This window comes from Noviherbaspirillum soli (genome assembly GCF_015352955.1).
Taxonomy (GTDB): Bacteria; Pseudomonadota; Gammaproteobacteria; order Burkholderiales; family Burkholderiaceae_D; genus Noviherbaspirillum_A; species Noviherbaspirillum_A soli.
In genome coordinates, this window is sequence record NZ_JACYOX010000023.1 from 25244 (window position 1) to 44779 (window position 19536).

A 19536-nucleotide genomic window follows, 5' to 3' on the forward strand; every position below is an offset into this window, starting at 1 on the left:
GTTGAGATGTTGCAGCGTGCAGTCAGTAGGCCTCACGGCCCGTGACGACTAACGACTGCCTACTGCCGTTGATGTTGAAAGCAAACCCGATTAAAAATTCCCCAAAAACCATTCCTTCATGCGCTGCCATACCGCCTTCACCGAACCTTCCTGGCGGGTCACGATATGGCCTCGCAGATATTGCTTCTTTGCCTCGAGCAGCAGGCCCAGCACGGTGGCGTAGCGCGGGCTGCGCACCACGTCGGCCAGCTGGCCGCTGTACTCCGGCATGCCGAGGCGGGCCGGCTTGAGGAAGATGTCCTCAGCCAATTCGACCATGCCCGGCATCATCGAGGTGCCTCCGGTCAGGACCAGGCCTGACGACAGGACTTCCTCGTAGCCCGACTCGCGCACCACCTGGTGCACCAGTGCGAACAATTCTTCCACGCGCGGCTCGATCACCGCGGCCAGCGCCTGGCGCGACAGGGTGCGCGGATCGCGGTCACCCAGCCCAGGCACTTCCAGCTGCTGGCCAGGATCGGCCAGCACCTGCTTTGCCACGCCGTAGCGCAGCTTGATCTCTTCGGCTTCCGCGGTCGGCGTGCGCAACGCCATCGCGATGTCGTTGGTGATCTGGTCGCCGGCGATCGGGATCACGGCGGTGTGCCGGATCGCGCCTTCGGTGAAGATCGCCACGTCGGTGGTGCCGCCGCCGATGTCGATCAGCACCACCCCCAGTTCCTTTTCATCGGGCGTGAGCACGGCGTCGGCCGAGGCCATCGGCTGCAGGATCAGGTCCGACACTTCCAGGCCGCAGCGGCGCACGCACTTGACGATGTTCTGCACCGCCGACACCGCGCCGGTCACGATATGCACCTTCACTTCCAGGCGGATGCCGCTCATGCCTATCGGCTCGCGCACGTCTTCCTGGTTGTCGACGATGAATTCCTGCGGCACCGTGTGCAGCAGCTGCTGGTCGGTGGCGATGTTGACCGCCTTCGCGGTTTCGATCACGCGCGCCACGTCGGTCGCGGTGACTTCCTTGTCCTTGATGGCAACCATGCCGCTGGAATTGAAGCTGCGGATGTGGCTGCCGGCGATGCCGGTATAGACATTGCGGATCTTGCAGTCGGCCATCAGCTCGGCTTCCTCCAGCGCGCGCTGTATGGATTCGACCGTCGCCTCGATGTTGACGACCACACCCTTCTTCAGGCCACGCGATTCATGCTGCCCGAGTCCGATCACTTCATGCCGTCCATTCGACATGACCTCGGCCACCACCGCCACCACCTTGGAGGTGCCGATGTCGAGGCCGACGATCAGGTTTTTCGCGTCTTTAGTCATGTTCTTTCGCTTATTTCTTTTTTGTTTCGGGTGCAAGAGTCAGACCCGACGCTTTCAGCGCCAGCCCGGTCGGGTAACGCATGTCCACGCTTTCGATCCGGTCCTGCAACCGTGCCACCAGTTGCGGATAGATCCGCACCAGCCGCTCTACCCTGTTTTTCAGGGTCTCCCTGTTTTGTTCCCTGCCCAGTTCCACCGTGACGCCATTGCTCAGCTTCACGGTCCATGCATAGCGACCCGACAGTTCCACCGCTTCCGGCTTCAGTTCCACCGGCGCCAGCCATTGCATCATGTCGCGGTAGCGGGCAACCACCTCGCGCTCCGAGCCGGCCGGCCCGTTGAACTCGGGCAGGTCGCCCTCTTCCTCCGCCTCGGCCAGGTTGGCGGTGAAGATGTCGCCTTCCACCGAGATCAGCTTGCCGTCCTCGCCCCAGGTGCCCAGCGGCTTGTGCTCGTCGATCACGACCACCAGCTTGTTGGGCCATTCGCGCCGCACCGCCGCGCGCCGCACCCAGGGCACCGATTCAAACGCCACCCGTACTTCTTCCAGGTTGGCGGTGAAGAAGTTGCCCTTGATGCGCGGCAGCGCGGTGCCGCGCACGGTCGAGGGGCTGACATGCTGCAGCGCGCCGTGGTCCGGCCCTTCCAGCTTCACCTCGCGCAGCGTAAACAGCGGACGATGCACCAGCCACCACAGCGCCGATCCGAGCAGCGCAAGCGCAAGCAGGCCAAGCAGCGCATTGGCCGTCGCATTGAGCAGTCGGATGTCTTGCCACATGTTTGCCGTCACTCGCTCTTGTTTGCCATGGACGGCTTCCAGCCGGCCGCGGGTTGCAGGTCCAGGCTGGCCGATCTGACGATCTCCAGGCACAGGTCTTCATAGCTGACGCCGCTGGCGCGGGCCGACATCGGCACCAGCGAATGGCCGGTCATGCCGGGCGATGCATTGATCTCCAGCAGGAAGGGCTCATCGTCCGGGGCGCGCAGCATGAAATCCACGCGCGCCCAGCCGGTGCAGCCCAGCGCGTTATAGGCCTGCACTGCCAGCGCCTGGATGCGTGTCGTCAGCGCGTCGTCCAGCGGCGCCGGGCACAGGTATTCGGTGTCGTCGCTGAAATACTTGTGCTCATAGTCATAGTTGCCCTGCGGCGCGCGGATTTCCACCACGGGCAGCGCACGGGCATCGCGGCCGGCGCCCATCACCGGCACGGTCAGCTCGCGGCCGCGGATGAATGCCTCGGCCAGCACCGTATCGTCGTAGCGGGCGCAGTCGTCAAAGCCGGCCCGCATGGCCTCCGGCGATTCGATCTTGGAAATACCGATGGTGGAACCCTCATGCGGCGCTTTGAGCATCAGCGGCAGCCCGAGTTCCTTCGCCACGCCCTGCAATTGCTCCCCGCTCGCATTCTTGTCCAGTGCCATGAAACGCGGCGTCGGCAGGCCGTGCGACAGCCAGATGCGCTTGGTCATGATCTTGTCCATCGAGATCGCGCATGCCATCACGCCGGATCCGGTATAGGGAATGCCGAGCTGTTCCAGCGCGCCCTGCAGCGTGCCGTCCTCGCCGTAGCGGCCATGCAGCGCAATGAAGACGCGGTCGAACTGTTGCGCAGCCAGTTGCGCCAGGCCCTGTTCGGCCGGATCGAAGCCATGCGCGTCGACGCCCCTGGCGCGCAGCGCGGCCAGCACGCCTGCGCCCGACATCAGCGAGACTTCGCGTTCGGCCGAGCGGCCGCCGTACAGCACGCCGACCTTGCCCAGTTCCTGCGTCAGGTTGAAGCCAGTCATGCCGCCTCCCGTGCGCGCTGCGCCAGCTGGGCCGGCACGCCGGAGATGGAACCGGCGCCCATGGTGATGACCACATCGCCGTCCTTCACGACATCGGCGATGGTGGCGGGCATGTCGGCGATGTCCTCGACGAACACCGGCTCGACCTTGCCCAGCACGCGCAAGGCATGCGCCAGCGAACGGCCGTCGGCGGCGACGATGGGCTGCTCGCCGGCTGCATACACTTCGGCCAGCACCAGCGCATCAGTGGAAGACAGTACCTTCACGAAGTCCTCGAACAGGTCGCGGGTGCGGGTGTAGCGATGCGGTTGAAAGGCTAATACCAGGCGCCGGCCCGGATAGGCGCCGCGCGCCGCCGCCAGCGTGGCCGCGGTTTCCACCGGATGATGGCCATAGTCATCCACCAGGGTAAAGGTAGTGCCGTTGGGCAGCGCGATATCGCCATAGCGGGTAAAACGACGGCCCACGCCATTGAATTCGGTCAGCGCCTTTTGCGTGGCGCTGTCCGCCACGCCCAGTTCGCGGGCGATCGCAATGGCGGCGCAGGCATTCTGGACGTTGTGCATGCCCGGCTGGTTCAGGCTGATGTCCATCGGCGCATAGCCTTCCTGGATTACCGTGAACTGCATCAGGCCATCGCTGGCGCGGGCATCGACTGCGCGCACCTGCGCTTCCGGGTGGAAGCCATAGGTCAGCACCGGCTTGGAGATGAAGGGCATGATCTCGCGCACGTTGGCATCATCCAGGCACAGGATGGCCACGCCGTAGAACGGCAGCCGGTTGGTGAATTCGATGAAGGCCTGCTTCAGCTTGGCGAAGCTGTGGTCATAGGTCTCCATGTGGTCGGCATCGATGTTGGTGATGACTTCGATCACCGGAGACAGGTTCAGGAAGGACGCGTCCGACTCGTCGGCCTCGGCCACGATGAAGTCGCCCGAACCCAGCTTGGCGTTGGCGCCTGCGCTGGTCAGGCGGCCGCCGATCACGAAGGTCGGGTCCAGCCCGCCCTGGGCCAGCACGCTGGCCACCAGGCTGGTGGTGGTGGTCTTGCCATGGGTGCCGGCAATGGCGATGCCATTCTTCAGGCGCATCAGTTCGGCCAGCATCATCGCGCGCGGCACGATGGGGATGCGGCGGGCGCGCGCCGCCAGCACTTCCGGGTTGTCGGCTTTCACCGCGGTCGATGTGACCACCGCGTCGGCGCCTTCGATATGGGCGGCTTCATGCCCGCGACTGACCTTCGCGCCCAACTGGGCCAGGCGCTCGGTGGCGGCATTGCTGCCGATGTCGGAACCGGAGACGGTATAGCCCAGGTTGAGCAGCACCTCGGCGATGCCGCTCATGCCGCTGCCGCCGATGCCGACGAAATGGATGTTCTTTACTTTATGTTTCATGCTGTCATTGGCGTTGCCGCCAGTTTTTCCAAGATATCCGCAATCGCCTGATTGGCGTCGCGCCTGCCGTTGCGGTATGCCGCCTCGGCCATTGCCGCGCAGCGGTCGCGCGGCATTTCCGCCAGCAGCGCGGCCAGCCGCTGCGGCGTCAGTTCATTCTGCGGCAGATAGAGCGCCGCGCCCTGCCCGTCCATCCACTGCGCGTTGTCGCGCTGGTGGCTGGTGGTGGAAGCGACGAAGGGCACCAGCACGCTGGCCACGCCGGCCGCGGTCAGTTCCGACACCGTGATCGCGCCGGCGCGGCACAGCACCAGGTCGGCTTCGGCATAGCGGGCCGGCATGTCGTCGATGAAGGCCACCACTTCGGCCTTGATGCCGGCCTCGGCATAGGCGCGGCGCAGCGCATCGATATGCTGCTTGCCGGACTGGTGCACCAGCACCGGCCGCTTTTCCTCCGGCAGCAGCGCCATCGCTGCGGGCACCGCGTCATTGAGCGCCTTTGCACCCAGGCTGCCGCCCACCACCAGGAGGCGCAGCGGACCGGTGCGGCCGGCATAGCGCTGCGCCGGCGGCGGCAGATCGGTGATTTCGCGGCGCACCGGATTGCCGGTCACGGAAGCCTTGCCGGCGGCCGCGCCGAAGTCGGCGGGAAAGCCGAACAGCACCCGCCGCGCCACCGGCGTCAGGGTCTTGTTCGACAGCAGCAGCGCGGCGTCGGCATTGACCAGCACCAGCGGCACGCCGCGCAGGCGCGCCATCAGGCCGCCCGGCACGGTGACATAGCCGCCCATGCCCAGCACCACGTCGGGGTTGCGCCGCGCCAGGATGCGCAGGCAGGACACGAAGCTGGCGCTCAGGCGAAAGGCGCCTGACAGCGTATGCATCAGGCCCTTGCCGCGCATGCCGGAAAAGTCGATGCTGTCCATCGCCACGCCATGCTTTGGCACCAGTTCCTGCTCCATGCCACGAGCGGTGCCGAGCCAGGACACATCCCAGCCGCGCGCCTTCATGGTCTCGGCGATCGCCAGGCCCGGGAAGATATGGCCGCCGGTGCCGGCAGCCATCACCATCAGCTTCATGCGCTTCATAGCCGGCCTCCGCGCATGCGGATGCGGTTCTCGTAATCGATGCGCAGCAGGATGGCCAGGCCGACGCAGTTGATCAGCACGCCCGAGCCGCCATAGCTCATCAGCGGCAGCGTCAGGCCCTTGGTCGGCAGCAGGCCCAGGTTCACGCCCATGTTGATGAAGGTTTGCACGCCGATCCAGAGGCCTATGCCCTTTGCCGTCAGGCCGGCGAAGGTCAGGTCGATCGCGATGGCCTGGCGGCCGATCTCGAAGGCGCGCTTGATGATCCAGTAGAACATCACCACCACCACCAGCACGCCGACAAAGCCGAGTTCCTCGCCGATCACGGCCAGCAGGAAGTCGGTATGGGCTTCCGGCAGGTAATGCAGCTTTTCCACGCTGCCGCCAAGGCCGACGCCGAACAGTTCGCCGCGGCCGAAGGCGATCAGCGAATGCGACAGCTGGTAAGCCTTGCCCAGCGCGTTTTCCTCGGTCCAGGGATTGAGATAGGCGAAGATGCGCTCGCGCCGCCAGGGCGACAAGCCGATCACCAGGCCGAATACCACCACCAGGATGGAAGCGATGCCCCCGAACCAGACGCCGTTGATGCCGCCCAGGAACAGGATGCCCATGGCGATGCAGACGATCACGCCGAAGGCGCCGAGGTCGGGCTCCAGCAGCAGCAGCAGGCCGACGCAGCCAACCGCCATCGCCATTGGCAGGAAGCCCTTGGTGAACCGGTGCATGTGCTGCTGCTTGCGCACCGTGTAGTCGGCCGCGTACAGCACCATGAACAGCTTCATCAGTTCGGAAGGCTGCAGGTTGAATACCTTGAACGACAGCCAGCGCTTGGCGCCGTTGACGCCCTTGCCCAGGCCGGGCACCAGCACCAGCACCAGCAGCACCAGGGTAAAAACGAAGAGATACGGCGCCAGTTTCTGCCAGGTCTTCATCGGCACCCTGAAGGCAAGTGCGCCGCATATCAGCGCAACCGTGATGAAACTGGCCTGGCGCACCAGGAAATGGGTGTTCTGGTAGGACGCGTACTTGGGCGAATCGGGCAGCGCGATCGAGGCGGAATACACCATGACCATGCCGAACAGCATCAGCAGCACGGTAACCCAGACCAGCACCTGGTCGTAGGCGGCGACCTGCTGCCGCTGGGCCAGCGCCTCGGATGCGGGCGTGCCGCGGGAAAAGAAAGGCAGCGCGAACTTCATGCGATGACCTCGCCCCGCGCCAGGGCCAGCTCACGCACCGCATCGACAAAGACTTCGGCCCGGTGCGCATAATTGCGGAACATGTCCATGCTGGCGCAGGCTGGCGACAGCAGGACGGCTTCACCCGGCCGCGCCAGCGCGCCAGCACGCTCCACCGCCTGTTCCAGCGTGTCGCAGCTGATCAGTTCAACGCCGGTGTCGGCCAGCGCCGCCCGGATCGCGCCGGCATCGCGGCCGATCAAGAACACCATGCGGGCATGGCGCGCCACCGGCTCTGCCAGCGGGCTGAAATCCTGTCCCTTGCCGTCGCCGCCGGCGATCAGCAGCAGGTGCGGCACGGCGCGGCCGGCGCCCAGGCCGTTGAGCGCGGCCACGGTTGCGCCGACATTGGTGCCCTTGCTGTCGTCGTAATAATCGACGCCGGCCACATTGGCCACCAGTTCGACGCGGTGCGGCTCGCCGCGGTACTCGCGCAGGCCGTGCAGCAGCGGCGCCAGCGGCAGGCCGATGGCGCGGCACAGCGCCAGCGCGGCCAGCGCATTCATCGCGTTATGGCGGCCGCGGATCTGCAGCGCATCGGCCGGCATCAGTTGCTTGTGCAGCACCGGGAGCGCGGCATCGTCCTTCTTGCGGCGCTTGCGTTCGCCTTCCTCCGCCGCCACCGCCAGGGTCAGCCACAGCATGCCGTTTTCCTGGGTCAGGCCGAGGCAGTCCGGCTGATCGGGCTGGTCGCTGCCAAAGGTGACCAGGGGCGCATCCCTGCCTGCCATCTTCATGCTGAGCGCATCGTCGCGATTGAGCACGCGCACCGTGCCGGCGCCGAAGATCCTTGCCTTGGCGGCGGCATAGGCCGCCATGTCGCCATGCCAGTCGAGATGGTCCTGCGTGACATTGAGCACGGTTGCCGCATCCGGCCGCAGGCTGGCGCAGCCATGCAGCTGGAAGCTCGACAGTTCCAGCACCCAGACCTGCGGCAGGTCGCCGGCGTCGAGCCGCGCGCGCAGCATGTCCAGCGCGGAAGGGCTGATATTGCCGGCCACTTGCGCCGACAGGCCGGACCGCTGCACCAGGAGGCCGGTCAGGCTGGTGACCGTGGTCTTGCCATTGGTGCCGGTGATGGCCAGTACTTTGGGCGCATAGCCCTGCTCTTCGCGCAGTGCGTCCAGCGCCTGCGCGAACAATTCCATTTCGCCCCAGACCGGGATGCCGCGTTCGGCGGCCGGCGCCAGCAGCGGCGCCAGTTCGCGGCCCGGCGCCAGGCCCGGACTGACCGCGACGATGTCGATGCCGTCGAGCAGGTCCGGCCTGAAGGCGCCGCCAATGAAGCCGGCCGCAGGCAATGCCTGCCGCAACTGCTGCAGGCGCTCCGGCGCTTCGCGGGTGTCGGCCACGCGCACGGCGGCGCCGCAGCGTCCCAGCCAGAGCGCCATCGCCAGCCCGGATTCACCGAGCCCCAACACCAGTACCTGTTTGCCTTGATAGTTCATTAGCGCAGCTTCAATGTCGACAGGCCAAACAGCACCAGCATCATCGTGATGATCCAGAAGCGCACGACGACCTGGGTTTCCTTCCAGCCCTTCTGTTCATAGTGATGATGCAGCGGCGCCATCAGCAGCACCCGGCGGCCGGTGCCGAAGCGGGCCTTGGTGTATTTGAAGTAGCCGACCTGCAGCATCACCGACAGGGTTTCCACCACGAACACGCCGCCCATGATGAACAGCACGATTTCCTGGCGCACGATGACGGCAATGGTGCCCAGCGCGCCGCCCAGAGCCAGTGCGCCGACGTCGCCCATGAACACTTGCGCCGGATGGGCGTTGAACCAGAGGAAGGCCAGGCCGGCCCCAGCCATGGCGCCGCAGAAGATGATCAGCTCGCCGGCGCCCGGTATGTGCGGAATGAACAGGTAGCGGGAATAGGTCGCGCTGCCGGTCAGGTAGGCGAACAGGCCCAGCGCGGTGCCCACCATCACGGTCGGCATGATGGCCAGGCCGTCCAGGCCGTCGGTCAGGTTGACCGCGTTGCTGGTGCCGACGATGACGAAATAGGTCAGCGCGATGAAGCCCCAGACGCCCAGCGGATAGCTGATGGTCTTGAAGAAGGGCACGATGAAGTCGGCCTTGGGCGGCAGGTCCATCGAGAAGCCGGATTTCACCCAGTCCATGAACAGCTGCAGCACATTGGCGTTGGAGATGCCCGAGACCGAAAAGGCTAGATACAGCGCCGCGCCCAGGCCGATCAGGGACTGCCAGAAGTACTTCTCCTTCGATGCCATGCCTTTCGGGTCCTTGTACACCACCTTGCGGTAGTCATCGACCCAGCCGATCGCGCCGAAGCCCAGCGTCACGACCAGCACCGGCCAGATGAAGCGGTTGCTCCAGTCGCTCCACAGCAGCGTGGAGATGCCGATGGAGATCAGGATCAGCGCGCCGCCCATGGTTGGCGTGCCGGACTTGATCAGATGGGTTTGCGGACCGTCGGTGCGCACCGCCTGACCGACCTTCATGCGGGTCAGCATGCGGATCACCGCCGGGCCGGAAAACAGGCCGATGGCGAGCGCGGTCAGCGTTGCGAACACGGCGCGGAAGGTGATGAAGTTGAATACCCGCAGCGGACCAAATTCGTCCTGGAAAAATTGAGCCAGCCAAAGCAGCATGCTAGTGCGCCTCCCGCACTGGTTCACCCACCAGATGCTGCACTGCCCGCTCCATGCGCATGAAACGCGAGCCCTTGACCAGCACGGTCGTGTGCGGCGTCACCAGCGCGGAAACCGCCTCGTTGAGCGAGTCCATGCCGTCGTGGTGACGGGCGCGCGCGCCGAACGCGTTGGCGGCGCTGGCCGCCAGTTCGCCCAGGGTCAGCAGATGGTCGATGCCGCGGCCGCTGGCATAGGCGCCGATCTCTTCATGAAACTTGCGGCCTTCGCTGCCGACTTCGCCCATGTCGCCCAGCACCAGCGCACGCGGCGCCGGCGCCAGCGCCAGCACGTCGATGGCGGCTTTCACCGAATCGGGATTGGCATTGTAGGTGTCGTCGATCACGGTGGCGCCATTGCGTCCGCGCTTGTGCTGCAGCCGGCCATTCACCGGCACGAAGCTTTCCAGGCCCTGCACGATGGCGCGCCTGTGGATGCCGATGGCGAGCGCGCAGGCGATCGCCGCCAGCGCGTTGCGCACGTTGTGGGCGCCGGCCGCGGCCAGGCGCAGCGAGAACTCGCGCTGCCCGACCCGCACCGTCATCGCGCTGCCGAAAGCCTGGGGCACATAGGTGCAGCTGACATTGGCATCCAGCGACAGGCCGAAGGTGAGGATCTTGCGCTTGCCGCTGGCCTTGGCCAGGCTGCGCCACAGCGGGCTGTACGGATCGTCGGCCGGGAACACCGCGATGCCGTCCGCCGGCAGCGCGCTGATCACCGAGCCGTTTTCCTGCGCCACGGCTTCCACGCTGGCCATGAATTCCTGGTGTTCGCGCTGGGCATTATTGACCAGCGCGACCGTCGGCTGGGCAATGGCGGCCAGCTGCGCGATCTCGCCCGGATGGTTCATGCCGAGCTCGATCACGGCGGCCTTCTGCTCGGCATCCATGCGGAACAGGGTCAGCGGCACGCCAATGTCATTGTTCAGGTTGCCGCGGGTGGCAAGGTAGTTGTCGCAACCGAACTCGGCGGCGAGGATGGACGCGATCATTTCCTTGACCGTGGTCTTGCCGTTGCTGCCGGTGACGCCGATCACGGGGATGGCGAACTGGCGACGCCAGTAGGCAGCCACTTCGCCCAGGGCGACGCGGGTATCGGGCACCAGTAGCGCCGGCAGCGGATAAGCCTGCGGCACGTTCTCCGCCAGCACCGCGGCCGCGCCGCTGGCGGCGACCTCGGCGAGGAAGTCATGCGCGTCGAACCGCTCGCCGCGCAGCGCGACGAACAGGCTGCCCGGCTTGATTTCCCGGCTGTTGGTGGAAATGTCCTGGAAGGCGGCGGCCGCTGTCAGGCGCGCAGACGTCAGGCGTGGCTGCAGTTGCGTCAGGGAAGACCGGATCACAGCATGCCCTTCATCGTCACCCGGCCCGCCAGCGACAGCGCAGCATGGTCAGCATCCTGGAACGGCAGCTTGCGTCCCTTGATCTCCTGGTAAGTTTCATGGCCCTTGCCGGCCAGCAGCACCACGTCGGCCCGCGACGCATGCTTGACTGCGTAAAGGATGGCGGCCGCACGGTCTTCAATCACGTGCGGCGCGCTGTGCATTGCATTGGAAATCTTCATGCCCTCAATAATCTGTTCAATGATGTCCGCAGGATTTTCGCCGCGCGGATTGTCGCTGGTGACGATCACGTGATCCGCCGCCGTGGCGGCCGCACCCATCTGGGGCCGCTTGCCGGGATCACGGTCGCCGCCGCAGCCGAATACGCACCACAGACGGCCATGCCGTTGCCGGGCGACCTCGCGCAGGGTGGCGAGGGTTTTGGTCAGCGCATCGGGCGTATGCGCATAGTCGATGACCACCAGCGGCGCTTCGGCGCCGCCGAGCTGCTGCATGCGGCCCGGCACCGGCTGCAATCCTTCCAGCAGTTCGACCACGGCGCGCAGCGCCAGGCCGCGCGCCATCAGCACGCCAGCGATGCCAAGCACGTTACTGACATTGAACTGGCCAACAAGTTGCGTGCGAACCTGGGTCGCGCCTTGCGGCGTGCTCATCTGAAACACGGTGCCGCCCTGGCTGGAGCGAATCTCGCTGGCGCGCAGGACCGGCACGGCGCCGGCATCGGCGCCGGTCAGGCTGTAGCCGATGACGCTGACTTCGGAGCGGCCGCGCAGATGCGCAACCAGGCGCTGGCCCATGTCGTCATCGAGGTTGATCACCGCGTGGCGCAGTCCCGGCCAGTCGAACAGGCGACGCTTGGCCGCCTCGTAAGTCTCCATGTCGCCGTGATAGTCCAGATGATCGCGGGTGAAATTGGTAAACAGCGCAATGTCGACATGCAGGCCGCCGAGCCGGCCCTGGTCCAGGCCGATGGACGACGCCTCGATCGCCAGCGCGCGCGCGCCGCTGGCGCGGGCCTGCGCCAGGCGGCGCTGCAGCAGCACCGCGTCGGGCGTGGTGTAGCCGGTGCTGCTGAAGCTGCCGGCCATGCCGTTGCGATAGACGCCGGTGCCCAGCGTGCCTACCACCAGCGTCGGCTCGCCCTGCTTCGACAGCACGCGGCCCAGCCACTGGCTGCAGGAGGTCTTGCCATTCGTGCCTGTGACCGCCACCACCCGCATCTGGCTGTCCGGCCGGCCATACCACGCGCCGGCGATCTCGCCGGCCAGCTGCTTCAGGCCGGGGACGGCGAAATGCGGCACATCGGCCGCGGCAGGCCATGCATAGGCGTCGCCATCGTCGTACAGCACCGCGGCGGCGCCGCGCTGCACGGCAGCGGCTATGTAGTTGCGGCCGTCGGCGCTGTCGCCGGGATAGGCGAAAAACACATCGCCTGCATTGAGCAGGCGCGAGTCCGAGGTCAGCTGCGCCGACGGCGCCGCCGATCGCAGCCAGGCCACGATGTCGTCGATGCGGACCGTGCCGTCCGCCATTACATGCTCTCCTGGGGCGCATTGGCCGGCACGATGATGCTGGTGACGGTGGAATCGGGGCCGACATTCATTGCCCGCAGCGTGCTGCCGACGATGTTGGAAAACACCGGCGCGGCGACTTCGCCGCCGTAATGCGAGCCGGTCGGCTCGTCGATCATCACGGCGATGATCACGCGCGGATCGGACGCGGGCGCAAAGCCGACGAAGGACGATACATACTTGTTGGCATAGCGGCCGCCCACCAGCTTGTGGGCAGTGCCGGTCTTGCCGGCCACGCGGTAGCCAGGGACCTGGGCCTTGGGCGCCGTGCCTTCCGGACCGGCGGCCATTTCCAGCATTGCGCGCATGTCGCGCGCCGTTTTTTCGGTGATCACGCGCTGGCCTACCGGTGGCGCGCCGAGCTTCTGGAACGACAGCGGAATCAGGTCGCCGTCGCGAGCAAAGATGGTATAGGCATGGGCGATCTGCAGCAGCGACACCGAAATGCCGTGGCCGTAGCTCATGGTGGCCTGCTCGATCGGCCGCCAGGCCTTGTAGGGACGGACCCGCCCCGCCACCGCGCCCGGGAAGCCCAGCTTGGGCTGCTGGCCGAAGCCCACCGTGGTGAACATTTCCCACATTTCCTGCGGCTGCATCTGCAATGCGATCTTCGCAGTGCCGACGTTGGACGACTTCTGGATCACCTGCGACACCGTCAGCAGGCCATGCGCATGGGCGTCGCCGATGGTGGCCGTGCCGATGGTCAGCTTGCCGGGCGCGGTCTGCACCGTGGTATTCGGGGTGACCCGCTTGGTGTCCATCGCCAGCGCGATAGTGAACGGTTTCAGGGTCGAGCCCGGCTCATAGGTATCGGTGATGACCCGGTTGCGCAGCATCGCGCCGGTCAGGATCGAGCGGTTGTTGGGGTTGTAGGTCGGCAGGTTGGCCAGCGCCAGCACCTCGCCGGTCTTGACGTCCACCACCACCACGCCGCCCGCCTTGGCCTTGAACTTCTCGACCGCCTCCTTCAGGTGTGTGAAGGCGATGTATTGCAGCTTGCTGTCGAGCGACAGCACCAGGTCGCGGCCGTCATGCGGCTCGCGCACGGCGGCGATGTCCTCGACGATGCGGCCCAGGCGGTCCTTGATCACGCGGCGGCTGCCTGTGACGCCGGCCAGGGTCTTCTGCATGCCCAGCTCCATGCCGTCCTGGCCAGCATCTTCCACATTGGTGAAGCCGACCACATGGGCCATGACCTCGCCCTGCGGATAGAAGCGCTTGTATTCCTTGCGGGTCTCGATGCCGGCAATGCCCAGCTTCAGCACCTTGTCCACGGTTTCCTGCTCGACCTGGCGCTTCAGATAGACGAAGTTGCGGTCCGAGTCGAGCTTCTTGCGCAGTTCGGCTTCGGGCATTTCCAGCAGGCCGGCCAGCGCGTGCAGCTTTTCCGCCGGCGCTTCCAGCACGTCATCGGGGATGGCCCATACCGCCTTGACCGGCACCGAGGAGGCGAGCACTTCGCCATTGCGGTCTGTGATCCTGCCGCGCGTTGCCGGCAGTTCCAGCGTCCGGGCGTAACGCGCCTCGCCCTGCTTCTGCAGGAATTCGGTGGACAGTCCCTGCAGCCACAGCGCGCGGCCGGCCAGCGCCAGGAATGCCGCGAACATCATGAACAGCACCAGGCGCGAACGCCACGGCGGCAGCTTCACCGCGAGCAGCGGACTGGCAGAAAAGGGAACGCCGCGTGCAGTGGCGCGGCGCGAGTTGGGGCGGGAAGCGGCGCGCATTATCTGGCCTCTCCGGTAATGTATTGCGTGCGTGCGGGAGTCAGCGGCACCATATTGAGATCGCGCCGTGCATTGGCTTCAATGCGGGCATGCTTGCCCAGCGTGGATTGGTCGAGCTGCAGTTGCGACCATTCGACTTCGAGCTGGCGGGCGACGGTCTGCGCCCGCTCGATCTCGATGAACAGGCGACGCGCCTGGTATTGCGCGTTGACCAGCGACAAGGCGCTTCCGGCAAGCAGCGCGGTCAGCACGATGCACAGCCGGGCGCTCACTGGCGGCTCCCGGCGGGTTGCTGCGCAAGACGCAGGGCGACGCGCATCACTGCGGAACGGGCGCGTGGATTGTCGGCGATTTCGGTGGCGGACGGCTTCATCTTGGCAAGCAGCTTCATTTCCGGCTGCGGCAGGTCCACGGCTCGGATAGGCAGGCGACGGTCGGGTTGTGGCGCATTGGCACGGGCGGCAAGGAATTGCTTGACCATGCGGTCTTCCAGCGAATGAAAGCTGATCACAGCCATCCTTCCGTTCGGAGCCAGCCGGTCAAATGCGCCGCGCAAGCCTATTTCGAGCTCTTCAAGCTCCCGATTGATGAAAATCCGGATAGCCTGAAAGGTGCGAGTTGCCGGGTCCTTGCCTTTCTCGCGGGTCTTGACGGCGCGTGCCACGATCTCGGCAAGCTGTCGTGTGCTTGAAATTGGCGCGACTGACCGGCCAGCAACAATCGCCTTTGCAATCTGAAAAGCAAACCGTTCTTCCCCATAATCCCGTATCACCTTTTCAATCAATTGCTGATCCGCCGTTGCCAGCCACTGGGCCGCCGAGACGCCGCGGGTCGTGTCCATGCGCATGTCAAGCGGACCGTCCATCCGAAAACTGAATCCCCGCGCCGCATCGTCGACCTGCGGCGAGGAAATTCCCAAGTCCAGCAATATGCCGTCGACCTGCTCGATGCCGCGTTCCCGCAGCGCCTCGCTGATCGTGGCAAAGCTGTCATGCACCACTTCAAATCGGCTGTCGGACCGCATCAGCGCGTGGGCCACGGCAATCGCCTGCGGATCCTTGTCGAATGCAATCAGGCGGCCCTTCGCGCCCAGTCGTTCAAGTATCCGGCGGCTATGCCCGCCACGGCCAAATGTGCCGTCCACAAAGATGCCATCCGCGCGCGCGCCTTCGATCGCCAGTGCATCGACCGCCTCTTCCAACAGCACCGTACGGTGCTGCAACCCTGGCACCGTGTTCTCAGTCATCACGGGCTAGAAGGAAAAATTGTTCAATACATCAGGCATGCCGTCCGCCACCGCCTGCGCCTCGCTTTCAGCGAGTTTGGCCGCATCCCAGATCTCGAAATGACTGCCCATGCCGAGCATCATCACCTCCCGCGACAGCCCTACCGCGCTGCGCAGTTCCGGCGCAATCAATATGCGGCCGGCGGTATCCATTTCGACATCCGACGCGTTGCCCAAAAAAATCCGTTGCCAGGCTCGTGCGGACATTGGCCATGCTGCAATCTGCTCACGGTGGATTTCCCATACCGGACGCGGAAAGAACAGCAGGCAGCCGTGCGGATGCTTGGTCAGCGTGACCCTTCCTTCGCATTGCACTGCAAGCGCGTCACGATGCTTGGAAGGAATAGTCATCCTGCCCTTCGCATCGAGAGTTAGTGCAGACGCGCCTTGAAACACCCTGGATTCCTTTGTTTTTTCGTTTTCGGCCTGCGCCGCAATGTTTCATGCCCGGGTCCTGCACATCGAAAATCACCCACAAAAATACACTTTTTCACACTGCCGCCCACTTTAGAGGATGCTCTATTTGCGGTCAAGGAATATCCGACGACGTCGCTGCATTTTCTCCAATTAAGTCAAGGACTTAGCGGATTTCGCTCAAGAACTGCTTAAAATCAAAATAATATAAGAATCAATAGCTTATCTCATTTAATCAAAGAATCTTCTTATGTATACACATGTGTTTTACTGTTTTCTGATTGAAACAGTTTCCATAAGTACATTTACGAAATTCAACAAAAATGCCGTTTTTTAGCACCAAATGTGTGCAGTTAGCCAAGATTTTTAAGCGGAATTGTTGCTTTTATTCAACGCTACGCTCCTACAGGACATTTTCCTGACACATGCCTTTTTAACCATTAGTCATGTGAATTGCGCATCATTGCGTCTGGGGTTTGCCTTAGGATTTTTTTAAGATTTGCTGAAGGAAGTTTTAGCAAACGATCGTTCTTTCGACGCCTACCATGGACTTCATCCGTGCATGACACGGCTTGACAACCACCGAACCCATGGAGACCCAAATGCCAACCGAATATTTCAAGATGGAAAGTAACGTAGCCGCGCAGCGATTCAACATCTATGCGGGCATACACAAGGCGGTGCGCGCTTTTCTGTGCAACACCCTTGCCCGCGTCGCCACGCTCGATATCGAAGACAGACAAGCAATTGCCGGTGCCATGAAGCAGCTACGGGACATGCTCGAATTCTGCAGCGACCATATTGCGCATGAAGACCGCTTTGTGCATGCAGCCATGGAACGGCGTCAGCCCGGCTCCTCCGCCGGCACGGCAGAAGACCACCTCCACCACGCCCGCACGGTGGCTTCTATCATGGCAGCCGGCGAGGCGCTGGAACAGGGCGCGCCGGAAGACAGGCCGGCAGTCTGGAGCAGGCTGCAGCGGGAACTGGCCATCTTCGTCGGCGAGAACCTGTTGCATATGGATACCGAGGAAAACGCCAACAACGCGGTGCTGCAGGCCTGCTACAGCGACCAGGAACTGATGGCGCTGCACCACGATATCCTGGCCGCCCTGACGCCGCTGGAAATGGCGACGTCTACCCGCTGGATCCTGATCGGTTCCAGTCCGGCCGAACGGGAGCGGCTGATGGCAGGCATGCGCGCCGAGGCGCCGCCTGCCGCATTCGAAGCAATGCTCGATCTCGCCCGGCACAGCCTGGCACCAGACGATTGGAACCGGCTGGCGGCGACGCTGGCCCCGGTCCCGATGGCAGCCTGAGCTTATTCAGGCCTGCTCCAGAAGCTGCACCGGCCGCGACACGCACAGCTGGAACTTGCCACGACCGGTTTTCTGCAATTGGACAGCCGCCTGGCGCTCCAGCAGGCGGCGCGACAGCAGCAGCAGCCGCGCCTCCAGATTGTCGGCCAGATCCGGCAGGCGGATACGGCCGTCCAGGCGCAGTTCGCGATTGGTGAAGGCAATCCGGCGGCTGGCCGTGTAGTCGCGCAATATGTTCCAGAGAATGGCGCCGGCAACGCCCTTGATCAGGTATTCCTCGTCCAGAAAAATGCTGTCGTTGCTGGCAAAATGCCGCACCACCAGCGGCACGCCCTGGCGCGGCAGTTCGCCGGGCGGCGCGGGCGCCGGCGTATCCGCCGCATCCTCTGCAGCGCCCTGCAGCAGAAAGATCATTGCGCCCAAATGGCTGGCCAGCGAGGCCAAAGCGTCTTCGTCGTCATAGCCAAAGCGCAGGTCCTCGCCGCTTTCCACATACAGCACGCCCAGAAGGCGCTGGCAGGCAAGAATGGGCACAGCCATCTGGCTGTGCGGATCGGTCAGGCCCGGAAGGGGGATTTCGAGTTCGATTACGGCCGCGCCATCGTCTTCCCGCAGATTTTCGCGGATCGCCCGGCTATAGGCATATTCCGATGTCATGTGACCGATGCGGATCGGCGTGCGCTCGCGCGCGGCGACGCCGATCACGCCCTGGCCGTATGGAATTTCCGAGCCGACGCCGGAATTTTCATAGCCGTGGCTGGCCACTGTATACAAGCGTTCGCGCGCGCCGTCGGCCATCAGCACCATCGCGTGCTCTATATTGAACTGGCTGCGCAGGCAGTCCAGCATGGCCGCCAGCAGTGTTTCGAGATCGGCGCAGCAGGCCAGCGTTTCGACCGCGGCCCGGAGCCCCGGCAGGGGATTGCGGTAGGCCGGCGCCGGCAGCATCGGGCTGGGCACCTGCGTCACTTCATGCACCCGGTAGATGTCGGCGCCGAGCAGCCGGAATACATTGCTCATGCCGGTATGGGAAGCAATGCCGGCCAGCCTGGCTTTCATGTTTTCGAACAGCGGTCCTGATGTTTCGGTGCGCAGGAAGCTGAGCGCCAAGTGGTACTGCGCGCCGGTCACCGGGCTGGTAACCTGCAATCGCGCCCAGGGACGGGCGAGGATGTTCTGCCGGGTCTTGTTGAAGAACTGGTAGGACAGTGCAATGTGATGCGCATCCACATAATGAACATGCGAAAGGTAGGCGATGTTGGGCATGGCGTCCGCGCCGGTGGTTGCCATGGTGGCCGGTATGACGCCTTCGAAGCAGTCACGGATACCCTCGAGCGGCAAGCTCATGACGCCGCCTTGAGCATATTGCCGGCGCGCGGGCCCGGCGACTGGTCGAATACGGCGACCGGGGTATAACGGATGGCCACCATCTCGCCATCGTCGCAGGTCAGCAGCAGGCGCACCGGGGCATCGGCAAAGCCGAGCGGCACCACCTCGGCGACGAAAGCGTCGCAATGCTGCCGCACTGCCTCCAGTTGCTGCGCGCTGGCCGGTCCGATCTGCGCTTCTTCCCCCTTGATCTGCAGCGTGCGGTGCGTCGACGGCTGGCTGAAGACAACCGCCAGGCGACCGCTCTCGCCGACATCCCGCAGCAACGGGGCAGCCTGCGCGCGCGACACCAGCACCGTCAGCCGGCGGCGGTCGGGTGCGACCTCGCAGGCAAAAACGCGGCACAGGCTGGGAAAGCTTGACGCAGCTTGCGCGCCACTCGACGCGGCGCTGATGGAAACGCCGCCCTGCAGGAAAGCGGCCTGAGTTTCGTCTATGAGGGGATCGGGAGCGATAGCCATGGCGTGCACAACCCGTACTGAAGATTGCCGGAATTGTAACACCAGGCTACGCTGGAATTGTAAATGAAGCAGGCCGATAGGCCGGATTCTGTTACGGCGAACGGCGCAAACCGTTCGCTATGACAGCCATTCCTCTAGGCCGTGAATTACTCCACGGCTCAAGCTTCCTACCCGCACGCTCCGCGAGCAACATCAACGCGTGCCTATTTGGAATTGCTCCAGGTGGAGGTTACCGCGTTTCACCGTAACTTAATACGCTCGTCTCTGTGGCCCTATTCCTCGCCTTATGTCTTGCGACTTTCAGCGGACGGCCGTTAACCGTCACCCTGCTCTATGGAGTCCGGACCTTCCTCCCGTCCGCCCGACAACCAGTGCCGTGCGAACCAGCGGCTGTCTGGCCTGCTTCGGGCGCCATTGTAGCCGAATACGCCACAGGCCAGGCACCGTTCGGCGCCTGGGGTGACAATAGACGGCCTGCACGTTCCGCAAACGTGCGATTTGAGGGAAAATTGACGACCAGAAATCCATCGCCTGCCCGACG

Annotated in this window: 17 protein-coding genes and 1 other RNA gene; 1 reads left to right on the forward strand and 17 read right to left on the reverse strand. The window is 64.4% G+C overall.

Translation table 11 applies throughout. The features are described 5' to 3' along the window. Positions 1–90: 90 nt before the first annotated feature. The 14 genes from ftsA to mraZ are packed head-to-tail and all read right to left on the reverse strand — an operon-like array spanning position 91 to position 15808. Positions 91–1323, reverse strand: coding sequence for a cell division protein FtsA (gene ftsA, locus IGW04_RS16010; protein WP_194714089.1), 1233 nt, complete (start codon positions 1321–1323; stop codon positions 91–93). A 10-nt stretch (positions 1324–1333) separates the two neighbouring features. Beyond that, positions 1334–2101: a cell division protein FtsQ/DivIB gene (locus IGW04_RS16015; RefSeq protein ID WP_194714090.1), complete on the reverse strand. Its 768-nt coding sequence runs from the start codon at positions 2099–2101 to the stop codon at positions 1334–1336. Positions 2102–2109: 8 nt separating this feature from the next. Next, on the reverse strand, positions 2110–3111 hold the full coding sequence (locus tag IGW04_RS16020) for a D-alanine--D-alanine ligase (protein ID WP_194714091.1): 1002 nt from the start codon (positions 3109–3111) through the stop codon (positions 2110–2112). Beyond that, positions 3108–4505: a UDP-N-acetylmuramate--L-alanine ligase gene (murC, locus tag IGW04_RS16025; protein WP_194714092.1), complete on the reverse strand. Its 1398-nt coding sequence runs from the start codon at positions 4503–4505 to the stop codon at positions 3108–3110. Before murC ends, IGW04_RS16020 begins: the two co-directional genes overlap by 4 nt. Beyond that, positions 4502–5593, reverse strand: coding sequence for an undecaprenyldiphospho-muramoylpentapeptide beta-N-acetylglucosaminyltransferase (gene murG, locus IGW04_RS16030; RefSeq protein ID WP_194714093.1), 1092 nt, complete (start codon positions 5591–5593; stop codon positions 4502–4504). Before murG ends, murC begins: the two co-directional genes overlap by 4 nt. Continuing rightward, on the reverse strand, positions 5590–6792 hold the full coding sequence (gene ftsW / locus IGW04_RS16035; protein WP_194714094.1) for a putative lipid II flippase FtsW: 1203 nt from the start codon (positions 6790–6792) through the stop codon (positions 5590–5592). The genes murG and ftsW overlap by 4 nt, the downstream gene beginning before the upstream one ends. Next, positions 6789–8279, reverse strand: coding sequence for a UDP-N-acetylmuramoyl-L-alanine--D-glutamate ligase (murD, locus tag IGW04_RS16040; RefSeq protein ID WP_194714095.1), 1491 nt, complete (start codon positions 8277–8279; stop codon positions 6789–6791). Before murD ends, ftsW begins: the two co-directional genes overlap by 4 nt. Beyond that, entirely contained in the window at positions 8279–9448 is a 1170-nt protein-coding gene (mraY, locus tag IGW04_RS16045) for a phospho-N-acetylmuramoyl-pentapeptide-transferase (RefSeq protein WP_194714096.1), read from the reverse strand. Before mraY ends, murD begins: the two co-directional genes overlap by 1 nt. 1 nt (position 9449) lies before the next feature. Continuing rightward, on the reverse strand, positions 9450–10826 hold the full coding sequence (locus IGW04_RS16050) for a UDP-N-acetylmuramoyl-tripeptide--D-alanyl-D-alanine ligase (RefSeq protein WP_194714152.1): 1377 nt from the start codon (positions 10824–10826) through the stop codon (positions 9450–9452). After that, on the reverse strand, positions 10826–12361 hold the full coding sequence (locus tag IGW04_RS16055) for a UDP-N-acetylmuramoyl-L-alanyl-D-glutamate--2,6-diaminopimelate ligase (RefSeq protein WP_194714097.1): 1536 nt from the start codon (positions 12359–12361) through the stop codon (positions 10826–10828). Before IGW04_RS16055 ends, IGW04_RS16050 begins: the two co-directional genes overlap by 1 nt. Beyond that, complete coding sequence (locus tag IGW04_RS16060) at positions 12361–14130, reverse strand: peptidoglycan D,D-transpeptidase FtsI family protein (protein WP_407672132.1); 1770 nt, start codon at positions 14128–14130, stop codon at positions 12361–12363. Before IGW04_RS16060 ends, IGW04_RS16055 begins: the two co-directional genes overlap by 1 nt. Continuing rightward, positions 14127–14399 (reverse strand): cell division protein FtsL, encoded by a 273-nt coding sequence (ftsL, locus tag IGW04_RS16065; protein ID WP_194714099.1) that lies wholly within the window; start codon positions 14397–14399, stop codon positions 14127–14129. The genes IGW04_RS16060 and ftsL overlap by 4 nt, the downstream gene beginning before the upstream one ends. Next, positions 14396–15373 (reverse strand): 16S rRNA (cytosine(1402)-N(4))-methyltransferase RsmH, encoded by a 978-nt coding sequence (gene rsmH / locus IGW04_RS16070; RefSeq protein ID WP_194714100.1) that lies wholly within the window; start codon positions 15371–15373, stop codon positions 14396–14398. Before rsmH ends, ftsL begins: the two co-directional genes overlap by 4 nt. A 6-nt stretch (positions 15374–15379) precedes the next feature. Next, on the reverse strand, positions 15380–15808 hold the full coding sequence (gene mraZ, locus IGW04_RS16075; protein WP_194714101.1) for a division/cell wall cluster transcriptional repressor MraZ: 429 nt from the start codon (positions 15806–15808) through the stop codon (positions 15380–15382). 620 nt (positions 15809–16428) lie between these two features. Between mraZ and IGW04_RS16080 the strand changes: the two genes are divergently transcribed. Continuing rightward, on the forward strand, positions 16429–17145 hold the full coding sequence (locus IGW04_RS16080; protein ID WP_194714102.1) for a hemerythrin domain-containing protein: 717 nt from the start codon (positions 16429–16431) through the stop codon (positions 17143–17145). 6 nt (positions 17146–17151) lie between these two features. Here the strand turns inward: IGW04_RS16080 and IGW04_RS16085 are convergent, their stop codons facing one another. The 3 genes from IGW04_RS16085 to rnpB form a co-directional block, all read right to left on the reverse strand. After that, a complete protein-coding gene (locus tag IGW04_RS16085; protein ID WP_194714103.1) occupies positions 17152–18492 on the reverse strand; it encodes a GAF domain-containing protein in 1341 nt (446 codons plus the stop codon). After that, positions 18489–18995 carry a hypothetical protein gene (locus IGW04_RS16090; protein WP_194714104.1) on the reverse strand — a complete coding sequence of 169 codons (507 nt, stop codon included), beginning with the start codon at positions 18993–18995 and terminating at the stop codon, positions 18489–18491. The genes IGW04_RS16085 and IGW04_RS16090 overlap by 4 nt, the downstream gene beginning before the upstream one ends. 61 nt (positions 18996–19056) lie before the next feature. Further along, positions 19057–19401, reverse strand: an RNA gene (gene rnpB, locus IGW04_RS16095) — RNase P RNA component class A. Positions 19402–19536 lie beyond the last annotated feature (135 nt).

Bases quoted from the DNA above. Each gene is read 5' to 3' on its own strand.
- ftsA (WP_194714089.1), bottom strand. From the start codon at position 1,323: ATGACTAAAGACGCGAAAAACCTGATCGTCGGCCTCGACATCGGCACC.
- IGW04_RS16015 (WP_194714090.1), bottom strand. From the start codon at position 2,101: ATGTGGCAAGACATCCGACTGCTCAATGCGACGGCCAATGCGCTGCTT.
- IGW04_RS16020 (WP_194714091.1), bottom strand. From the start codon at position 3,111: ATGACTGGCTTCAACCTGACGCAGGAACTGGGCAAGGTCGGCGTGCTG.
- murC (WP_194714092.1), bottom strand. From the start codon at position 4,505: ATGAAACATAAAGTAAAGAACATCCATTTCGTCGGCATCGGCGGCAGC.
- murG (WP_194714093.1), bottom strand. From the start codon at position 5,593: ATGAAGCGCATGAAGCTGATGGTGATGGCTGCCGGCACCGGCGGCCAT.
- ftsW (WP_194714094.1), bottom strand. From the start codon at position 6,792: ATGAAGTTCGCGCTGCCTTTCTTTTCCCGCGGCACGCCCGCATCCGAG.
- murD (WP_194714095.1), bottom strand. From the start codon at position 8,279: ATGAACTATCAAGGCAAACAGGTACTGGTGTTGGGGCTCGGTGAATCC.
- mraY (WP_194714096.1), bottom strand. From the start codon at position 9,448: ATGCTGCTTTGGCTGGCTCAATTTTTCCAGGACGAATTTGGTCCGCTG.
- IGW04_RS16055 (WP_194714097.1), bottom strand. From the start codon at position 12,361: ATGGCGGACGGCACGGTCCGCATCGACGACATCGTGGCCTGGCTGCGA.
- rsmH (WP_194714100.1), bottom strand. From the start codon at position 15,373: ATGACTGAGAACACGGTGCCAGGGTTGCAGCACCGTACGGTGCTGTTG.
- IGW04_RS16080 (WP_194714102.1), top strand. From the start codon at position 16,429: ATGCCAACCGAATATTTCAAGATGGAAAGTAACGTAGCCGCGCAGCGA.
- IGW04_RS16085 (WP_194714103.1), bottom strand. From the start codon at position 18,492: ATGAGCTTGCCGCTCGAGGGTATCCGTGACTGCTTCGAAGGCGTCATA.
- IGW04_RS16090 (WP_194714104.1), bottom strand. From the start codon at position 18,995: ATGGCTATCGCTCCCGATCCCCTCATAGACGAAACTCAGGCCGCTTTC.